Origin of the sequence: Stenotrophomonas maltophilia (assembly GCF_006974125.1) — a bacterium.
Classification (GTDB): Bacteria; Pseudomonadota; Gammaproteobacteria; order Xanthomonadales; family Xanthomonadaceae; genus Stenotrophomonas; species Stenotrophomonas maltophilia_O.
In genome coordinates this window covers 2003669-2021067 of the sequence record NZ_CP037858.1, presented here as the reverse complement: position 1 = coordinate 2021067, position 17399 = coordinate 2003669, and the positions used below count along the sequence as shown (strand labels likewise).

Annotated in this window: 19 protein-coding genes; 9 read left to right on the top strand and 10 right to left on the bottom strand. The window is 67.8% G+C overall.

All coding sequences use genetic code 11. The features are described 5' to 3' along the window. Positions 1 to 52 precede the first annotated feature (52 nt). Both EZ304_RS09180 and purH read right to left on the bottom strand, forming a co-directional pair. Complete coding sequence (locus EZ304_RS09180; RefSeq protein ID WP_142806865.1) at positions 53 to 925, bottom strand: hypothetical protein; 873 nt, start codon at positions 923 to 925, stop codon at positions 53 to 55. Between the two features lie 16 nt (positions 926 to 941). Beyond that, positions 942 to 2525, bottom strand: a complete 1584-nt coding sequence (purH, locus tag EZ304_RS09175) for a bifunctional phosphoribosylaminoimidazolecarboxamide formyltransferase/IMP cyclohydrolase (RefSeq protein ID WP_142806864.1) — start codon at positions 2523 to 2525, stop codon at positions 942 to 944. A gap of 223 nt (positions 2526 to 2748) precedes the next feature. Between purH and EZ304_RS09170 the strand changes: the two genes are divergently transcribed. From EZ304_RS09170 to EZ304_RS09145, 6 genes are read left to right on the top strand one after another with little or no spacing between them, the layout of a single operon-like run. Further along, the gene (locus tag EZ304_RS09170; RefSeq protein ID WP_099554412.1) at positions 2749 to 3366 is read left to right on the top strand and encodes a CDP-alcohol phosphatidyltransferase family protein; all 618 of its coding nucleotides are present in this window, start codon (positions 2749 to 2751) and stop codon (positions 3364 to 3366) included. A 34-nt stretch (positions 3367 to 3400) separates the two neighbouring features. Beyond that, complete coding sequence (locus EZ304_RS09165) at positions 3401 to 5152, top strand: bifunctional alpha/beta hydrolase/class I SAM-dependent methyltransferase (RefSeq protein WP_142806863.1); 1752 nt, start codon at positions 3401 to 3403, stop codon at positions 5150 to 5152. Next, on the top strand, positions 5152 to 6480 hold the full coding sequence (locus EZ304_RS09160; RefSeq protein WP_142806862.1) for a phosphatase PAP2/dual specificity phosphatase family protein: 1329 nt from the start codon (positions 5152 to 5154) through the stop codon (positions 6478 to 6480). The genes EZ304_RS09165 and EZ304_RS09160 overlap by 1 nt, the downstream gene beginning before the upstream one ends. Then, positions 6477 to 6914 carry a hypothetical protein gene (locus tag EZ304_RS09155; protein ID WP_142806861.1) on the top strand — a complete coding sequence of 146 codons (438 nt, stop codon included), beginning with the start codon at positions 6477 to 6479 and terminating at the stop codon, positions 6912 to 6914. The genes EZ304_RS09160 and EZ304_RS09155 overlap by 4 nt, the downstream gene beginning before the upstream one ends. 13 nt (positions 6915 to 6927) lie before the next feature. Then, entirely contained in the window at positions 6928 to 7557 is a 630-nt protein-coding gene (locus EZ304_RS09150; RefSeq protein WP_014038692.1) for a lysophospholipid acyltransferase family protein, read from the top strand. Beyond that, positions 7554 to 8549: a phosphatidate cytidylyltransferase gene (locus tag EZ304_RS09145; RefSeq protein WP_099474013.1), complete on the top strand. Its 996-nt coding sequence runs from the start codon at positions 7554 to 7556 to the stop codon at positions 8547 to 8549. The genes EZ304_RS09150 and EZ304_RS09145 overlap by 4 nt, the downstream gene beginning before the upstream one ends. Before the next feature lie 126 nt (positions 8550 to 8675). On the opposite strand, the gene fis is transcribed toward EZ304_RS09145, so the two are convergent. From fis to prmA, 3 genes are all read right to left on the bottom strand, one after another. Further along, positions 8676 to 8951, bottom strand: a complete 276-nt coding sequence (gene fis, locus EZ304_RS09140) for a DNA-binding transcriptional regulator Fis (RefSeq protein ID WP_005419706.1) — start codon at positions 8949 to 8951, stop codon at positions 8676 to 8678. 114 nt (positions 8952 to 9065) lie between these two features. Beyond that, positions 9066 to 9836: a DUF3426 domain-containing protein gene (locus tag EZ304_RS09135; RefSeq protein WP_099554420.1), complete on the bottom strand. Its 771-nt coding sequence runs from the start codon at positions 9834 to 9836 to the stop codon at positions 9066 to 9068. 42 nt (positions 9837 to 9878) lie between these two features. After that, positions 9879 to 10799 (bottom strand): 50S ribosomal protein L11 methyltransferase, encoded by a 921-nt coding sequence (prmA, locus tag EZ304_RS09130; RefSeq protein ID WP_142808087.1) that lies wholly within the window; start codon positions 10797 to 10799, stop codon positions 9879 to 9881. A 164-nt stretch (positions 10800 to 10963) separates the two neighbouring features. Between prmA and EZ304_RS09125 the strand changes: the two genes are divergently transcribed. Together EZ304_RS09125 and EZ304_RS09120 are read left to right on the top strand one after the other, a co-directional pair. Continuing rightward, complete coding sequence (locus tag EZ304_RS09125) at positions 10964 to 11929, top strand: hypothetical protein (RefSeq protein WP_142808086.1); 966 nt, start codon at positions 10964 to 10966, stop codon at positions 11927 to 11929. After that, positions 11926 to 12300, top strand: a complete 375-nt coding sequence (locus EZ304_RS09120) for a hypothetical protein (protein ID WP_142806860.1) — start codon at positions 11926 to 11928, stop codon at positions 12298 to 12300. The genes EZ304_RS09125 and EZ304_RS09120 overlap by 4 nt, the downstream gene beginning before the upstream one ends. Before the next feature lie 141 nt (positions 12301 to 12441). On the opposite strand, the gene accC is transcribed toward EZ304_RS09120, so the two are convergent. The 5 genes from accC to EZ304_RS09095 all read right to left on the bottom strand — a co-directional run bounded on the left by accC (position 12442) and on the right by EZ304_RS09095 (position 16342). Further along, positions 12442 to 13809: an acetyl-CoA carboxylase biotin carboxylase subunit gene (gene accC, locus EZ304_RS09115; RefSeq protein ID WP_005411253.1), complete on the bottom strand. Its 1368-nt coding sequence runs from the start codon at positions 13807 to 13809 to the stop codon at positions 12442 to 12444. 10 nt (positions 13810 to 13819) lie between these two features. After that, positions 13820 to 14299, bottom strand: a complete 480-nt coding sequence (gene accB / locus EZ304_RS09110) for an acetyl-CoA carboxylase biotin carboxyl carrier protein (RefSeq protein WP_010481080.1) — start codon at positions 14297 to 14299, stop codon at positions 13820 to 13822. 53 nt (positions 14300 to 14352) lie between these two features. After that, entirely contained in the window at positions 14353 to 14778 is a 426-nt protein-coding gene (locus EZ304_RS09105; RefSeq protein ID WP_142806859.1) for a lysozyme inhibitor LprI family protein, read from the bottom strand. Further along, entirely contained in the window at positions 14775 to 15224 is a 450-nt protein-coding gene (gene aroQ, locus EZ304_RS09100) for a type II 3-dehydroquinate dehydratase (protein ID WP_099554431.1), read from the bottom strand. Before aroQ ends, EZ304_RS09105 begins: the two co-directional genes overlap by 4 nt. Positions 15225 to 15613: 389 nt before the next feature. Then, positions 15614 to 16342: a DOPA 4,5-dioxygenase family protein gene (locus tag EZ304_RS09095; RefSeq protein ID WP_099554432.1), complete on the bottom strand. Its 729-nt coding sequence runs from the start codon at positions 16340 to 16342 to the stop codon at positions 15614 to 15616. 168 nt (positions 16343 to 16510) lie between these two features. Between EZ304_RS09095 and EZ304_RS09090 the strand changes: the two genes are divergently transcribed. Beyond that, entirely contained in the window at positions 16511 to 17338 is an 828-nt protein-coding gene (locus EZ304_RS09090; RefSeq protein ID WP_142806858.1) for an isocitrate lyase/PEP mutase family protein, read from the top strand. Positions 17339 to 17399: the final 61 nt, after the last annotated feature.

Below are 17399 nucleotides of genomic sequence, written 5' to 3'. Positions count from 1 at the left end.
ATTCCAGATTGCGTGGGAAGGGAAGGTCGATGTCCCCGGCGGCGCAGGTGCTTCATTCGCAGCCTTCGCGTCGCAGCGATTCGGGGAAGGAATAGGCCCAGGTCTTCGGGTCCAGGGTAAAGCGGTGTTCCTGCTGGACCTGCTTGCTGCCACAGGTGGTGCCGGATTCCTCGATCAGCAGCGGCCAGATGCGCGCGCTGCGGTCGCTGTCGTCGAAACGCAGGGCGAAATCGATGCTGAAGCGGCGGGTGCGGCAGTCCTCGGCGGTGTCCGGGTCGGTGCCGGCGTCCAGGTTGTCGCACTCGTACTGGGCGTCATTGTCGATATGGCTGCGCACGCTGCCGCTGGCCACCAGGCCGTTCGGGCCCGGCAGGATCAGCGACTGCGAGAGCAGCGAGAAGCCCTGCCCGAACCAGCCGTCCTCGACACGGAAGCCATAGAAGTCGCTGCCGGCGCGGATGACGTTGACGGTACCGGGCTGGCCGCCGCTGCCGAAGCGCTCGCCGCTCAGTTCGCTGGTCACATCGAAGCCATCGCCCTTGGGGCGCAGCACGAAGAAGTCGATCGTGCCCGGGTCGATGTGCGCCCCTTCGGACAGTGCGCCGCAGACCGCCAGCAACTGCTGCCAGCTGTCGCCGCTCACCACCGGTTGCTCGGCGCAGACGTGCCAGTCCATCGCGCGGGTTTCGCCGTCGTCGTTCCAGCTGCCGCGCCATTCACCAGAAAGCTTGGCGTTGCTGCCGTAACGCTGGACCAGGAAGGCCTGCAGTCGCGCGGTACGGCTCACGTGCGCCGTCGGCTCGGCAGGGGCCGGCGTGGCGGCCTCCGACGCCGGCGCAGGCGCCGCTGCAGGCTTGCAGCCGGCCAGCGCGGCCGCGCCCGCGAGGGCAAGCACGGCCAGCGCTTTCATCGAAACTGTGGACATCCGTGTCGCTCCAGGATCAGTGGCGGAAGTGGCGCACGCCGGTGAACACCATGGCCAGGCCATGTTCGTCAGCGGCGGCGATCACTTCGGCATCGCGCATCGAACCGCCCGGCTGGATCACCGCCTTGATGCCGGCGGCAGCGGCGGCATCGATGCCATCGCGGAACGGGAAGAACGCATCGGAGGCCATCACCGAGCCCTGGACCACCAGGTTCGCATCGGCGGCCTTGATGCCGGCGATACGGGCCGAGTAGACACGGCTCATCTGGCCGGCGCCGACACCGATGGTGCGGTTGTCCTTGGCATAGACGATCGCATTGGACTTCACGAACTTGGCCACCTTCCAGGCGAACAGCAGGTCGGTGAACTGCTTGTCGGTCGGCGCCAGCTTGCTGACCACCTTCAGTTCGTCGCGGGTCATGCCGCAGTTGTCCGAGGACTGCAGCAACAGGCCCGAGCCGACGCGCTTGCTGTCGAAATTGTTCAGGCCATCACCATGCGGAATGCGCAGCACGCGCACGTTGGCCTTCTTCTGCGCGTACTCCAGCGCGGCCGGCTCGTAGTCCGGGGCGATCAGCACTTCCACGAACTGGCGGTCCAGGATCACCTTGGCAGTGGCAGCGTCGAGCGGCTTGTTGAAGGCGATGATGCCGCCGAAGGCGCTGGTCGGGTCGGTGGCGTAGGCCAGCTCGTAGGCATCGCCGTTGCCGGCACCCACCGCCACGCCGCACGGATTGGCGTGCTTGACGATCACGCAGGCCGGCGCGTCGAACTGGCGCACGCATTCCCACGCCGCATCGGCGTCGGCCAGGTTGTTGTAGCTCAGTTCCTTGCCCTGCAGCTGCTGGAACGTGGCCAGCGTGCCCGGCACCGGGTACAGGTCGCGGTAGAAGGCGCCGCTCTGGTGCGGGTTCTCGCCGTAGCGCAGGTCCATCACCTTCACGAAGGTGGAGTTCATCTGCGCCGGGTACTCGGCGCGGGCCGGCACGGCGGCGTCGGTGGCGGTGACCGCCGACAGGTAGTTGCTGATCGCGGCGTCGTACTGGGCAACGCGGTTGAACGCGGCCACCGAGAACGCGAAGCGGGTGGCGGCCGACAGCTGGCCGTCGTTGGCGTCCAGCGAGGCCAGCAGTTCGGCGTACTGCGACGGGTCGGTGGCCACCGCCACGCGGGCGAAGTTCTTGGCTGCCGAACGCAGCATGGCCGGGCCGCCGATGTCGATGTTCTCGACCGCGTCGGCCAGGGTGCAGTCGGCCTTGGCGGTGACCGATTCGAACGGGTACAGGTTCAGCACCAGCAGGTCGATGGCACCGATGCCGTGCTCAGCCATCACCGCATCATCCAGGCCCGAACGGCCCAGCAGGCCGCCGTGCACCATCGGGTGCAGGGTCTTGACCCGGCCGTCCATCATTTCCGGGAAACCGGTGACGTCGGCCACGTCCTTCACGGCCAGGCCCGCATCGCGGATCGCCTTGGCGGTGCCGCCGGTGGACAGCAGCTCCACGCCGCGTGCCGCCAGCGCAGTGGCCAGCTCGACCAGACCGGTCTTGTCGGAAACGGAGAGGAGGGCCCGGCGGACGGGCAACAGATCAGCAGTCATGGGACAGAATCGGCAGCGGAGCGGGGCCGATATTGTAGGCGGTGGGGGCCGGTGGCGGGCGCTGGAAGGGGTAATTTGCCGTGGCAATCGGCGTAAGGCCGGGTCGGGCACACCGGTCCGGCCCGATCCGGGGGCTGGGCTGCGGACCAGAGCCGGGTTGTCGGAATCTGCCAGCGATGGGGTAGGCTGTGCCCGCACTGCCAAGGATCAGCGGGTACGGATCATGTCGATCTATGCATTGAAAGGACGTTTCCAGGACCTGTTGCGTCCAGTCGTACGCGGTCTGTTCCGCATGGGGATCACTGCCAATTCGGTGACCGTGGCCGCTGCCGTGGTCTCGCTGCTGGTGGCTGTCGCGGTCTGGTGCTGCGCGCCGGCCAAGCCCCTTCTGTACCTGCTGCTGCCACTGTGGATGCTGCTGCGCATGGCGCTCAACGCCGTGGACGGCATGCTGGCCCGCGAGTTCGGCCAGCAGTCGCGGCTGGGCGCCTATCTGAACGAGGTGTGCGATGTGATCGCCGACGCGGCGCTGTACCTGAGCCTGCTCAGTGTGCCGGGCGTGCGCCCGGAAGCGCTGTGGCTGCTGGCCTGGACCGCGGCGCTGAGCGAGTACGCCGGCGTGCTGGGGCTGATGGTCGGGGCCAGCCGTCGCTATGACGGCCCGATGGGCAAGAGCGATCGCGCGTTCGTGATCGGCGTGCTGGGCCTGCTGCTGGCGTTCGGCTGGGGCGGTGCGATGACGGTCAGCGGTGTGGCCGCTGCGATGGCAGTGCTGTGCGGGGTGACGATGGTCAACCGCGTACGTCGGGGATTGCAGGAAGCGGCGGTTTCGCCGAATTAATCAAGCAGATACAAAAAGACAATCAGGAGATTGCATGCGTCAGGCGCAGGAACGGGAATTCCACAGCTTCGACCAGGTACCGCTGTTCTACCGGTACTGGGCGAGCACCACGGCAACCCCGGCCACCAAGGCCATCGTGCTGCTGCACCGTGGCCACGAGCACTCCGGCCGGGTCACTCACCTGGTTGACGAGCTGGACCTGCCCGACACCGCCTTCTTCGCCTGGGATGCGCGCGGCAATGGCCGTTCGCCGGGCGCACGTGGCGATGCACCGGGCTTCCCGGCGCTGGTGCGTGACCTGGACAGCTTCATCGCCCACATCGGTGCCGCGCATGGCATCGCGGTGGAAGACATCGTGGTGATCGCGCAGAGCGTGGGCGCGGTGGTTGCTGCCACGTGGGTGCACGATTACGCACCGCGCCTGCGTGCACTGGTGATGGCCTCGCCCGCGTTCAAGGTGAAGCTGTACGTGCCGTTCGCACGCCCGGGCCTGGCATTGATGCAGAAGCTGCGCGGCAACTTCTTCGTCAACAGCTACGTCAAGCCGCAGTGGCTGACCCATGACCCGGCGCGCGTGGAGAGCTACCGCACCGATCCGCTGATCACCCGGCCGATCTCGGTGCGCGTGCTGCTGGGCCTGTACGAGGCCGCCGACCGCATCGTTGCCGATGCGCAGGCGATCAGCGTGCCGGTGCAGCTGCTGGTGTCCGGTTCGGATTTCGTCGTGCATCGTGGCCCTCAGGACCGCTTCTACGAGCGCCTGTCCAGCCCGATCAAGGAGCGCGTGCACCTCCCGGGCTTCTTCCACGACACGCTGGGCGAGCGTGATCGCGCGCCGGCACTGGCGCGTATCCGCAGCTTCATCCAGGCACGTTTCGCCGAGCCGCTGCGTGAGCTGTCCCGTCGCGATGCGCACCGCCACGGGCCGACCTTCGAAGAATCGGAGATCCTGGCGTGGCCACCGGAACGCAACAGCCTGGCCGACCTGCGCTGGCGCGTGGTGCGTGGCGGCCTGCGTTTCGGCGGGACCTTGTCCGAGGGCATCGCGCTGGGCCTGCAGACCGGTTTCGATTCCGGCAGTACGCTCGACTACATCTATCGCGACCAAGCGCGCGGCAAGGGCCCGCTCGGCCGCATGGTCGACCGCAACTATCTGGATGCGATCGGCTGGCGCGGCATCCGCGTGCGCGGACAGCACCTGCAGGAACTGCTGCGCGATGCCGCCCAGCGCCTGCGCAGGCAGGGTACGCCGGTGCGTGTGCTGGACGTGGCTGCCGGCCATGGCCGGTATGTGCTGGAAGCGCTGGGCCAGGGCGAACAGCGCGCCGACCGCATCGTGCTGCGTGATTTCAGCGATCTGAACGTGACCCAGGGCCAGGCATTGATCGAGCGCCTCGGTGCGGCCGACATCGCGCGCTTCGAGCAGGGCGATGCGTTCGATCCGGCGCAACTGGCCAAGGTCGATCCAGCACCGACACTGGCGGTGGTATCGGGCCTGTACGAACTATTCCCCGACAACGACGCCGTGCTGCGCTCGCTGCAGGGCATTGCCGCAACGGTGCCGGTGGGAGGCTACCTGGCTTACACCGGCCAGCCCTGGCACCCGCAGCTGGAATTCATCGCACGTGCCTTGACCAGCCACCGCGGTGGTGCAGCATGGGTGATGCGTCGTCGTACCCAGCAGGAGATGGATGAGCTGGTGCGCCTGACCGGTTTCGAGAAGGTGGCGCAGCGCATCGACGAATTCGGCATCTTCACCGTGTCGCTGGCACGCAGGACCGCGTGATGGCGACGCTGGCTGCAACGCCGCTGCCCACGGAAGGGCGTCCCTGGCGGCGCGCCCTGGTGTGGCTGGCCCTGCTGGGTCCGTTCTTCTTCGCCAGCTACGGCTTCGCCAACTGGATGGCCGGCCGCCATGCCGAACTGCCGGTAATGGCGTTCGCGTGGGAAACGCACATTCCGTTCGTGCCGTGGACGATCGTGCCGTACTGGTCGATCGACCTGTTCTACGCGGTCTCCTTCTTCCTGTGCCGGCAACGGTTGGAACTGGACCGGCACGCGCTGCGGCTGTTCAGTGCACAGCTGATCGCGGTGACCTGCTTCCTGCTGTGGCCGCTGCGCTTCAGCTTCGAGCGGCCGGAGATCGGCGGCGTGTTCGGTTGGTTGTTCGATGTGCTGCTGGGCTTCGACAAGCCGTTCAACCAGGCACCATCGCTGCACATCGTGCTGCTGATCGTGCTGTGGGTGAAGTTCGCGCAGTACCTGCACGGCGTGTGGCGCTGGGTGCTGCATGCATGGGCGTTGCTGATAGGCATCTCGGTGCTGACCACGTTCCAGCATCATTTCATCGATATCCCGACCGGCCTGCTGGCGGGGTGGCTGTGCGTCTGGCTGTGGCCGGAGCAGGGCACGCCGCCGCTGCGCGCCTGGCGCACCGCGCGTGATGCCAAGCGCTGGCGATTGGCGGCGTTGTACCTGCTGGGGGCGGTGCTGCTGCTGGCGCCGGCGGTGATGCTGCGCGGTGCGGTGTTGTGGCTGCTGTGGCCGGTGGTGTCGTTGCTGCTGGTGGCGCTGGCGTATGCCGGGCTGTGTACGGCGGTGTTCCAGAAGCGCGCCGATGGTCGCCTGACCATGGCGGCACGCTGGCTGCTGGCGCCGTACCTGGGCGCAGCCTGGATCAATTCGCGGCTGTGGACGCGGCGTGCGCCGCAGCCGGTGCCGGTGATGGATGGCGTGTGGCTGGGGCGCATTCCCTGCGCGGCGTTGCCGGCACCCTTGGTGGGCGTGGTCGATGCCTGTGCCGAGCTGTCCTGCCGCGCGCCGGGCGCCGCGTATGCCAGCGTGCCGATGCTGGACCTGGTGGTCCCTGCACCGGAACAGCTGCGCGAGGCGGCCGAGGCCATCGAGCGGCTGCATGCGCAGGGGCCGTTGCTGGTGTGCTGTGCGCTGGGCTATTCGCGCAGCGCCGCCAGCGTCGCCACCTGGCTGCTGCGCAGTGGTCGTGCGGCCGATGCGAACGCGGCAGTGGCGATCGTGCGGGCTGCACGCCCCGGCATCGTGCTGGGCGCGGCGCATCTGCATGCCATCACTGCTGCGGCCGGAGCGCGCACATGAGCACGGTTCCCGATCTGGTAACCATGCAGGTGCTGCTGCGCCAGGGGCGTTGGCCGGCGCTGCTGTCGCTGGGCCTGTTGCTGGTGGCACTGCTGCTGCTCGGCATCGAGCCGGGGCTGGCGATGATCGCTGCCGGCCTGTTGCTGCTCAGTGTTGCCGCGGGCATCGCACAGGCCTATCACGCGTGGAGGGTGGCGCTGGACGCCAGCCTGCTGCAGCTGCTGCGCGATGAGGGCCTGGACGGCGATGCTGCCGCGCGCCGCACCGATCAGCTGCTGCAGGACAGTGGCCTGCGCCGCGCGTCGCCCGATGCGCAACTGCGGGGCTGGGACGCGCGCTGGGCCGGCATGCGCCGCCTGCTGCTGCGCCAGTACCTGCTGACCGCGGTGCAGTTCGCACTGCTGGTGCTGGCCGTGTTGTGGCCGCAGACGTGAACGGGAGGGGCCAATGTTCGCCGAACTGATTGCCCGCGCCTGCAGTGGCGCGATCCATGTGGTGACAGGCGCACGCGCGCTGTGGATCGGTTGCGCGCCGTCCAGCGAGCGCCGCGTGTACTACGGCAACCACGCCAGCCATGGTGACTTCGTGCTGATCTGGTCGTCGATGCCGCCTGCGTTGCGGCGCCAGGTGCGGCCGGTTGCCGCCGCCGAGTACTGGCAGCGCGACGGCCTGCGTCGCTACCTGATCGATGCAGTGTTCAACGGCGTACTGGTCGAGCGCGAGGCCGGCCATCGCCAGCAGGATCCTCTACAGGTGCTGCGTGACGCGGTGGACGAAGACTGCTCGCTGATCCTGTTCCCGGAAGGCACCCGCAACGTGGGCGATGAGCCGTTGCTGCCGTTCAAGAGCGGCATCTATCACCTGGCACGGCAACGCCCGGAGCTGGAATTCGTGCCGGTGTGGATCGACAACCTGAAGCGGGTGATGCCCAAGGGCCGCTTCCTGCCGCTGCCCTTGCTGTGCACGGCCACCTTCGGCACGCCGCTGCGGTTGCAGGCCGACGAGGACAAGGCCGCATTCCTGGCCCGCAGCCGGCAGGCGTTGCTGGACCTGGCGCCGAACGGAGGGCGCGCATGAGTTTCCTGATCGATGTGTCCGGCGACCTGGCAACGCAGAGCGTGGGCCAGCAGACCGGCCTGCTGTTCGCTGGCGTCGGCGCGGTGCTGGTACTGGCCACGCTGGTGGCCGAAACGCTGCGATGGCGCCAGCGCGGCCGGCCCAGCGCGGTGATCGCCAACCTGGTGTCGCGCATCCGCGCGTGGTGGGTGATGGCGATCGTGGTCGGGCTGGCGCTGTTCTTCGGCCGTGCCGGGGTGATCGTGCTGTTCGCGATCATCTCGCTGTTCGCACTGCGCGAGTTCATCACGCTCGCACCGACCCGCTCGGGTGACTACTACGCGCTGCTGGCCGCGTTCTACATCGTGCTGCCGTGGCAGTACTACCTGGTGTGGATCGACTGGTACGGCATGTACACGCTGCTGATTCCGGTCTATGCGTTCCTGTTCCTGCCGATCCTGTCGACCATCGGCGGCGATACCACGCACTACCTGGAGCGCACGGCGAAGGTGCAGTGGGGACTGATGATCTGCGTGTTCTGCATCTCGCACGTACCGCTGCTGCTGAACCTGCACGTGCCGGGCCATGACCCGTCGCGCAACGTGCTGCTGTTTGCTTTCCTGGTGATCGTGGTGCAGTCCTCGGACGTGCTGCAGTACATCTGGGGCAAACTGCTGGGCAAGCATCTGATCGCACCAAAGCTGTCGCCGTCGAAGACGGTGGAAGGCTTCGTCGGCGGCGTGCTGAGTGCCAGCGCGCTGGGCGCGGCGCTGTGGTGGATCACCCCGTTCACGCCGCTGCAGGCGTTTGGCCTGTCGTTGCTGATCAACCTGATGGGGTTCTGGGGCGGCCTGGTGATGTCGGCGATCAAGCGTGACCGAGGCATCAAGGACTGGGGCCACATGATCGAGGGCCATGGCGGCATGCTCGACCGGCTGGATTCGGTGTGCTTCGCCGCGCCGGTGTTCTTCCACGTGGTGCGGTATTACTGGAAGGCGGGCGGGGGCGGTTGATTCTGCCGGGCTTCCATCCACGCATGGCGTGGATCTACGGGTAGTGCCGGCCGCTGGCCGGCAACTGCAACATCCTGCCATCGTTCGTGAGGTTGCCGGCCAGCGGCCGGCACTACCCACGCGCGCTCACGCGCTGATGCCGTATTCCTTCAGCTTCTTGCGCAGGGTGGCGCGGTGGATGCCGAGCATCGCCGCAGCGCGGCTCTGGTTGCCTTCGCAGTGGTTGAGCACTTCCACGAACAGCGGGATCTCCATCTCGCGCAGCACGATCTCGTAGACATCGTCCGCATCGCAGCCATCAAGGTCACGCAGGTAGCGGCGCACGGACTGGGCGACGTGTTCACGCAGCGGTGGCCGGGGAGCGCCACGACTGTTGTCAGGACGAGAAAGGACAGCGTTCAAGGGGGTTCCCGATTCGGTTGGCCCGTGCGCGCGGAGCGCGCGGCCGGACGAGGTGGTGGCGGCCAGTCTAGCGCGAGCGTGCCCGGCCTGCCACGGCCGGTCGCCTTTTCACGGTCAGAGGAAGTCGAAGGTGAATGCGACGGTGGATGCGGCGGGCTCCTGCACACGGAAGGCGACGCGCGCGCTCTGGCCCGGTTCCAGCAGGGCCGCGCCGGGGTTCTCTCCCAGGTACTGCGCAGGCGTGAACACACCACTGCCGATCACCCGGCCATCGGCATCGGACAGTGACAGGCGGAGGTCCGGCCACGCCTGTGCCCAGCGTGCGTCGTTGCGGATGCTGGCCTGGACCTGCAGCACACCGGCCTGCCCGGGCAGCGGCCGGATCTCGCGGCTGGTCATGGTGAAGGCGGTGGGTTCGTGCCAGGCCGGCAGGCTGCAGTGCAGGACGCCGCAGAGCGTGCCCAGCCATGCACGATTGCCGGCGTCGGCGGCCAGCCGCGCACGGTCGGCAAGCACGCTCTGCAGCAGCAGCAGCAGCGCCAGCCCCGCAACCAGCAGCCAGTGCCAGCGGGGTGCCGGCAGGTTGCGGGGGCGCGCGCTGCCAAGGAAACTCGGCGCATCAGCGGCAGCCACCGTTGCCGGCACTGCAACCGGTGCCGGCGCGATGGCCGCAGTTTCATCAACGATGACAGGCGCATCGTCGTGCTGCATCCCTGCCGCCGCCACATGCGCCGCTTCGGCAGGCCCGGTTGGCACCTGCATGGCAGGCAGCGCGTGTTCGTCCGGGTCCTGCGTGCGCGCATCGGTCGCAGGCACGGGCCCACCTTCCGGCGCGGTGTGCAGGAAGGTCGCCAGGGGGCGTCGCGGTGGGTTCGGCTCGGACATGCTCAGGGTGCGGGCTCGGATCCAGCAGTCATTCAACCACGATCAGGCGCGGCGCATGCCGGTGATGCGCATCCAGTCGCCATCCTGGGTGGCCTGCAGGTCATCGAACCATGCGGCATAGCGCTGCAGCAGTTCACCTTCCTGGCCGTGAAGGATGCCGGACAGGGCAATGCGGCCACCGGCAGCGACGCGCGCAGCCAGCAGCTCGGCCAACGCGTCCAGTGCCGAGGCAAGGATGTTGGCGACCACGATCGGGTAGGTGGCGACGGGTTCGTCCTGCGGCAGGTAGACGAGCATGCGCGCCTGCTCGCCGTTGCGCTCGGCATTGTCGGCGGTGGCGACCAGCGCCTGCGGATCGTTGTCCACGCCGATGGCCTCAGCGGCGCCCAGCTTCAGCGCGGCAAGCGCGAGGATGCCGGAGCCGCAGCCGAAGTCGAGCACGCGCTGGCCCTGCAGCAGGCCGTCCACGGCCAGCTGGTCCAGCCAGCGCAGGCAGAGCGCGGTGGTCGGATGGGTGCCCGAGCCGAACGCCAGGCCCGGGTCCAGCCGCACCACGGCGGCGTCGGCAGCCTGTGCCGCCTCCGGCAGTTCATGGTTCCACGGCACGATCCAGGTACGGCTGCCGAAATCCATCGGCTGGAACTGGTCCAGCCAGGCGCGTTCCCAGTCTTCGTCTTCGACCGCGCGGAAGCTGCCGCTGCTCCAGTCCAGCTCCGGGTCGAAGGACTCCAGTGCGGCCAACAGCAGCAGCGCATTGCTGTCGGCCGGGAACAGCGCGCTCGGCACCAGGGTGTCCCACAGCGGGGTCTCACCCACGCCCGGCTCGAGGATGGCCTGTTCGTTGCTGGTATCGGCCTCGGCATCAAGCAGCGTGACGGCCAGTGCGCCGACGTCCTCCAGCGCATTCTCATAGCGGGGCTGGGTAGCTTCGGTGCAACGCAGGGTCAGTTCCAGGAACGGCATGGCGGTGGGGGCAATCGCGGGAAAGGGGGCCATGCTAGACCATCGGAGCGTCTCCGTATTGCCTGGGATGCGGCTCGGAGATGAACGGAACCGATTCAGACAGGGGTGTCGGGTCTTGTTAAACTTGGTGCTTTCCTGTGCGCCGTGAACGCTCACTGCCGCCAATGGCCTTTGCTCCGCCCCTGAAAACCTGGTTGCTCGTGCTGCCGGCGGTGGCCGTGCTGGGCGTGGCCGGGTATCGGGCCAGCGGCCATGCCGGATCGGTACCGGTGGCCGCAGGCGAGCTGCCGACGGCGCAGGTTGCGGCGGGCGATGCCGCGCCCCTGCCGGTCGTGCCGGAAGCGCTGGCGCGTCGCCTTGCGGCGTTCGAGCGCGGCAACGCGCTGCCTTCGGGCCTGCCGCTGGACCTGCGCGCGGACATCGAGGGTGCGACCGATCTGTACGCCTATGCGCAGCGCCTGCGCGTGCAGGCCGACGAAGGCAACCACGAAGCCCGCTGGATGCTCAGCCGGGTCTACGACTACTGCGCGCAGTACGCCATCGATCCGGGCGGTTATCGGTTGGACAACAATGTGCTGGCCGGGCTGGGCCTGACCGCTGCACCGGCGATGGTGCAGGCACGCGAGCGTGTGGCGCAGCGCTGTGGCGGCTTCGTGCCGGGCGACAGGCTGGGGTCTGCGCTGGTGCTGGCGGAGCGTCGCAAGGCGGCCACGCAGGGCAACCTCGCAGCGGAAGCATCGCTGTTTGCCGAAGGCGAACCGCTGCATGACAGCCCCGAGTACCGCCGTGACCTGGTCGAGCGGGTGCGCACATCGCGCGATCCGGAGGCCTTCATGGCCATTGCACCCGGCATGGGCGTGCGCGCGGCGGGGGACCAGGCGCTCACTGGCCTGGTGGCGGGAGAACAGCTCAGTGAACTGGCATGGCGGGTTGCGGCCTGCGAGCTCGGTCTACCGTGTGGTGCCGACAGTGTGCTGGTCAACAGTTTTTGTGCGAATGGAGGGATCTGTTCGCAGGATGGGACGCAGGATTTCCGGGATTTCGTGTATGACGCTGCGGTTTCGCGGCAAGGTGCGGGGAAAATGAAGCAGTGGATCAAGCGATTGGTTGGAAAGAGGGGCGGGCAATGAACTACCGTCGATTCCTGCATGGAGCCAAGTTCTGGTTCTGGGTGGCGCTGTTCGTGGCCTATTCGGCCGGCGCGGTCGGGCTGTTGATGATCGACACCTATGAAGATCGTTACCGGCATCTGTCAAAAGTGGAACTGACCACGGTGAAGGCGCAGGAAGATGTGCGCCGCGTGGGTGCCAGCCAGGTCGCTGCGGTCTATCGCGCGCAGAGCGGCATGCCGTTTGCTTCGTTGCCGGCAGGCAGTACCTTCCAGGTGGTGTGGCCCGATGGGTCCACCGAGACGATGGTGATCGTCGACCCGAGCTCGCCCAATGGTGTTCGCCCGCTGGCGAACTCGCAGATCCCGGCCGAAGTGGGCGGCAAGCGCTGATGCCACACCGGTAGCGCCGGGCCATGCCCGGCGGGTGGATGGTGGCAATGGAAAGCCGCCTGGCATGGCCCGGCGCTACCGCAAGAACGCGAAAAGGGCGGGGATATCCCCGCCCTTTTCATGTCCAGCACCTGCTGCCGATCAGGTCAGTGCGATCGGCTTGTTCTTGCGCTCGGCAAGACGCTTTTCCAGGTAATGGATGTTCTGGCCACCGGCCTGGAAGCCCTTGTCGCGCATGATCCGCTGCTGCAGGGCGATGTTGGTCTTGATGCCGTCGACCACCATCTCGCTCAGCGCCACCCGCATGCGGGCGATGGCGGTTTCGCGGTCCGGGCCGTGCACGATCAGCTTGCCGATCATCGAGTCGTAGTTCGACGGCACGCGGTAGCCACTGTAGATGTGGGTATCCACGCGCACGCCGGGGCCGCCCGGCGGATGGAAGCCGGTGATGGTGCCCGGGCTCGGCACGAAGGTCTCGGCGTCTTCGGCGTTGATGCGGCACTCGATCGCGTGGCCGGTCAGCACCACGTCGCTCTGCTTGATCGACAGCTTCTGGCCGGCGGCGATCTTCAGCTGCTCGGCCACCAGGTCGATGCCGGTGACCATTTCGGTGACCGGATGCTCCACCTGGATGCGGGTGTTCATCTCGATGAAGTAGAAGCGGCCGTCCTCGTACAGGAACTCGAAGGTGCCGGCGCCGCGGTAGCCGATGCGCACGCAGGCTTCGGTGCAGACCTTGCCGATCTGTTCGCGCTGTTCGGCGGTGATGCCCGGTGCCGGGGCTTCTTCCACCACCTTCTGGTGGCGGCGCTGCATCGAGCAGTCACGTTCGCCGAGGTGGATGGCGTTGCCCTGGCCGTCGGCCAGCACCTGGATTTCCACGTGGCGCGGGTTCTCCAGGAACTTCTCCATGTAGACCTCGCCATTGCCGAACGCGGCCTTGGCCTCGCTCTTGGTGGTTTCGATCGAGGTCTTCAACGAGGCTTCGGCATGCACCACGCGCATGCCGCGACCGCCACCGCCACCGGCCGCCTTGATGATGACCGGGTAGCCGATCTCACGGGCGATCTTGGTGTTGGCGACGATGTCATCGCCCAGCGGGCCGCCCGAGCCGGGCACGCACGGCACGCCAGCGGACTTCATCGCGCGGATGGCTTCGACCTTGTCGCCCATCATGCGGATGGTGTCGGCCTTGGGGCCGATGAAGATGAAGCCGGACTCTTCCACGCGTTCGGCGAAGTCGGCGTTCTCCGACAGGAAGCCGTAACCCGGATGGATCGCCTGCGCGTCGGTGACTTCAGCCGCGGCGATCAGCGCCGGAATGTTGAGGTAGCTCTGCGGCGACGGCGCCGGGCCGATGCAGACCGACTCGTCGGCCATGGCCACGTGCTTGAGGTTGCGGTCGACCGTGGAGTGCACGGCCACCGTGCGGATGCCGAGGGTGTGGCACGCGCGCAGGATGCGCAGCGCGATTTCCCCTCGGTTGGCGATGACGACTTTGTCGAGCATGGCGTGCCCCTCAGCCGATCACGAACAGCGGCTGGTCGAATTCCACCGGCTGGCCGTTCTCGCCGAGGATGGCGACGATGGTGCCGGACTTGTCGGCCTCGATCGGGTTGAACATCTTCATTGCTTCGATGATGGCCAGGGTCTCGCCTTCCTTGACCTGCTGGCCGACGGTGACGAAGGCCGGCTTGTCCGGGGCGGACGACGCGTAGAAGGTGCCGACCATCGGCGAGCGCAGCACGTGGCCTTCCGGCAGCGCCGGGCCCGGCTTGGCGGTGCCGCCGGTCGAGGCTTCGGTCGGCGACTGCATCGGCATCGCCTGCGGCGCCGGAGCGGCCGGAGCGGCGTACACCGGGGCGGCGACCGGGGCGGCATAGCCGGCCACCGGGGCGCGCGACAGGCGCACCGACTCTTCGCCTTCCTTGATTTCGATTTCAGCCAGGTTCGACTCTTCCAGCAGGTCGATCAGCTTCTTGATTTTGCGGAGATCCATGGTGGCCTCTTTGCTCTTGATGTCAGTGTGGTGGGGAGCGCAGCGCGCTCGGGTCAAAGCAGTTCGTAGAATTCGCGCAGCTGACGCGTACGATCGCGCGCGAGGGTGGTCAGGCAGCGCATCTGTGCGCCGTTGCGTGCCGTGCCATCGGAATTGAGGGCATAGACCGCGTTGCAGTCGTGGTCGCGCAGCTGCGCCCAGGCGCGCTGCGCCAGCACCAGCTGCTGCTCGGCATCGCCGCAGTAGCTGCAGCTGCCGCCTTTGGCCGGCGTGCGCAGTTGCTTGCGCGCCAGGGCGTACACGGTATTGAGTTCGGCGTCAGCGGCCGCGGCCATGTCCGAGGCGCACAGGTCGCTCTCCATGGTGGTGGTCGGATGCGCGCAGTCGATGCCTTCGTCCTTGCGGTCGAATGCCGCGGCGGTACCGCACAGGCCGGCCCACAGCAGGATGCTGGCAAGCACGTGCGGCAGCACCTTCACGCGACGGCCGCCTGTACGCGCACCAGCGCCGCATCCATCGCATAGCGATAGCTGTCGGCACCGAAACCACACACCACACCCACCGCCTTGTCACTGAAGTAGCTGTGCTGGCGGAACGGTTCGCGGGTATGCGGGTTGGACAGGTGGATCTCGATGAACGGCAGCGCCACCGCCGCCAGCGCGTCACGCAGGGCGACCGAGGTGTGGGTGAAGGCGGCGGGGTTGATCAGGATGAAAGCGGTTCCGTCGTTGCGCGCAGCCTGCACGCGATCTACCAGCACATGCTCGGCATTGGACTGCAGGCTCTCCACGGCGTGCCCGGCGGCGGCTGCCTGCGCGGCCAGCGCCTGGTCGATGTCGGCCAGCGTGGTGTGGCCGTAGACCTCCGGCTCGCGGGTGCCGAGCAGGTTGAGGTTGGGGCCGTGCAGGACCAGCAGCTTCGCCATGGGATCCGGAAGACGGGAAAGGGCGGCAGTCTGGCGGAACCGGCGGATGCTGTCCAGTTCGGCGAAGTTTGCTGCGTTTCAATCGTATGTTTGAAATCTGCCGAAGCGCTTGCGGCCCTATGCGGGGCGGCGGATCAAGGCGCGCTGAACGCCGTGCGGGCGGGGGATGCGTGCACGTAGGCCGACGATGGCGGCAGGCAGGGGCAGGGCTGATGCTGCCATGGGCGGTGATGCGGTAGACCCACGCCATGCGTGGATGAGGGACCGCCGGTCGGTAGATCCACGCCATGCGGGGATGAAGGAAGTTCGGTGCGCAGCAAGCTGCGCACCCACCGAAGGGCAGCCCGAAGTGCGCAGCACGCCACGCACCATCCCCGCCACCCACCCGCTCACGTCTCCAGCGGCACCGTCGGCACCACGTTCGGGAAGACCTCTTCCAATGCCTCCCGCTCGCCCGGCTTGGGTACCGGCCAGTTGTAGGCGTTCACCGGCTGTGCGCGGTTTACCCACAGGGCGTAGTACAGATGGTCGGCGCGGCCATCGCCGGTGTTGGGGTGGATCAGGATGGTCAGCCCCAGGCTGTTGAGCTGCAGCCAGGGCACCAGCACCGGCAGCAGGTCGTTGTTGAAGCCGAAGTAGAACGACGGCGTTACATGCGGGCCGCGCGGCTCCAGGTTCCAGTTGCCCAGTTCCACCGGGAAGCGTTCGGCCGCCCAGCGCCGCAGCAGGGCGGCCTTCTCGAAGCTGTCTTCATCGAAGTAGATATGTGCGTGATAGCTCTTGATGTCGGTATAGGCGCGCGGGCTGGTGGGCAGCGTGGCCTCGCCGGGACGGACGCTGGCTGGCCGCGGGGTGGGTTCGCTGGCCGTGGCCTGGCCCCAGGGACTGCGCCCCTTGGGCGCCGGCGGCACGATGGCACGGAAGCCGGGACGGCCAGGCTCGGTGGTGTTCGCCACAACGTCGCCATGGGGCGATGCCGAGGCTGTCGAGGCGCTGGCCAGGCCTCCGGCGGCCAGCCCGGCCGAGGCGATCAGGCGCCGCCGTGCCGGCGAGAGCAGGTCGGCCCAGTGGGCGTCATCGTCGCCGTCAGCGATGAAGATATGCGGGTCAGGTTGCATGAAGGGCTCCGTGGCGGCATTGGCGTGGGCAAGCAGGCACGCTCGGGCAGTGCGGCCGGTGGCGTCCAATAAGCAGGCAGCATCACCTCATGCATGGCCGGCTTCGACGCCATTGAGTGCGACCGCGCGGCGGGCTACGGTGCAGGTCCACCGCCCCGGAGCCCCGCCATGACCTCGCCCGATGCCGACACACAGCACAAGCGTACGTCTTTCCGCCAGCTGCACGCGCAGGGATGCTTCGTGCTGCCCAATCCGTGGGACGTGGGCAGTGCGCGCTACCTGCAGCGGCAGGGCTTCCTGGCGTTGGCCACCACCAGTGCCGGCTGCGCCTGGAGCGAAGGGCGACCGGATGGCGCGGTGTCGCTGCAGGCCACCCTGGAGCACCTGCGGCTGATGGCGGCGGCGACAGCACTTCCACTGAATGCCGATTTCGGTGATGGCTTCGGCGCCACGCCGCAGGCGGTGGGGGAGGCGGTGGCCGCAGCGATCGATACCGGCATCGCGGCGCTGTCGATCGAGGACGCCAGTGGCGTGGCCGATGCACCGCTGCGCCCGATCGACCAGGCGGTCGAACGCCTGCGTGCGGCGCGTGCGGCCATCGACCGTGCAGGCGGCGAGGTGCTTCTGGTCGGGCGTGCCGAGAACTTCTTCGTGGGCGTGCCCGACCTGCAGGACACGCTGCAGCGCCTGCACGCCTATGCCGAGGCCGGTGCCGATGTGCTGTACGCACCCGGCATCACGACCCCCGAGCAGATCCGTGCGGTGGTTGCCGCAGCAGGAACGAAGCCGGTGAACCTGCTGGTCGGTGGGCCGACGCCGCTGAGCCTGCAGGACATCGCCGCACTCGGCGTGCGCCGGGTCAGCCTGGGGGGGGCGCTGGCGCGCGCCGCGTGGGGAGGTTTGATGCAGGCGACACAGCCGATCGTGCAGGACGGTCGTTTCGATGGCCTGCAGCAGGCGGCCTCGGGCGCGGCGTTGAACGCGTTGTTCCGCTAGCGGACAGCCAGCAGAGCGACGCCATGCGTGGATGGATGCGCCGGAGCGTACCGACGCCCTG

Bases quoted from the DNA above. Each gene is read 5' to 3' on its own strand.
- accC (WP_005411253.1), bottom strand. From the start codon at position 13,809: ATGCTCGACAAAGTCGTCATCGCCAACCGAGGGGAAATCGCGCTGCGC.
- aroQ (WP_099554431.1), bottom strand. From the start codon at position 15,224: ATGGCGAAGCTGCTGGTCCTGCACGGCCCCAACCTCAACCTGCTCGGC.
- purH (WP_142806864.1), bottom strand. From the start codon at position 2,525: ATGACTGCTGATCTGTTGCCCGTCCGCCGGGCCCTCCTCTCCGTTTCC.
- EZ304_RS09155 (WP_142806861.1), top strand. From the start codon at position 6,477: ATGAGCACGGTTCCCGATCTGGTAACCATGCAGGTGCTGCTGCGCCAG.
- EZ304_RS09170 (WP_099554412.1), top strand. From the start codon at position 2,749: ATGTCGATCTATGCATTGAAAGGACGTTTCCAGGACCTGTTGCGTCCA.
- prmA (WP_142808087.1), bottom strand. From the start codon at position 10,799: ATGCCGTTCCTGGAACTGACCCTGCGTTGCACCGAAGCTACCCAGCCC.
- EZ304_RS09090 (WP_142806858.1), top strand. From the start codon at position 16,511: ATGACCTCGCCCGATGCCGACACACAGCACAAGCGTACGTCTTTCCGC.
- EZ304_RS09120 (WP_142806860.1), top strand. From the start codon at position 11,926: ATGAACTACCGTCGATTCCTGCATGGAGCCAAGTTCTGGTTCTGGGTG.
- EZ304_RS09095 (WP_099554432.1), bottom strand. From the start codon at position 16,342: ATGCAACCTGACCCGCATATCTTCATCGCTGACGGCGACGATGACGCC.
- EZ304_RS09180 (WP_142806865.1), bottom strand. From the start codon at position 925: ATGTCCACAGTTTCGATGAAAGCGCTGGCCGTGCTTGCCCTCGCGGGC.
- EZ304_RS09135 (WP_099554420.1), bottom strand. From the start codon at position 9,836: ATGTCCGAGCCGAACCCACCGCGACGCCCCCTGGCGACCTTCCTGCAC.
- EZ304_RS09160 (WP_142806862.1), top strand. From the start codon at position 5,152: ATGGCGACGCTGGCTGCAACGCCGCTGCCCACGGAAGGGCGTCCCTGG.
- EZ304_RS09165 (WP_142806863.1), top strand. From the start codon at position 3,401: ATGCGTCAGGCGCAGGAACGGGAATTCCACAGCTTCGACCAGGTACCG.
- EZ304_RS09145 (WP_099474013.1), top strand. From the start codon at position 7,554: ATGAGTTTCCTGATCGATGTGTCCGGCGACCTGGCAACGCAGAGCGTG.
- accB (WP_010481080.1), bottom strand. From the start codon at position 14,299: ATGGATCTCCGCAAAATCAAGAAGCTGATCGACCTGCTGGAAGAGTCG.
- EZ304_RS09125 (WP_142808086.1), top strand. From the start codon at position 10,964: ATGGCCTTTGCTCCGCCCCTGAAAACCTGGTTGCTCGTGCTGCCGGCG.
- EZ304_RS09150 (WP_014038692.1), top strand. From the start codon at position 6,928: ATGTTCGCCGAACTGATTGCCCGCGCCTGCAGTGGCGCGATCCATGTG.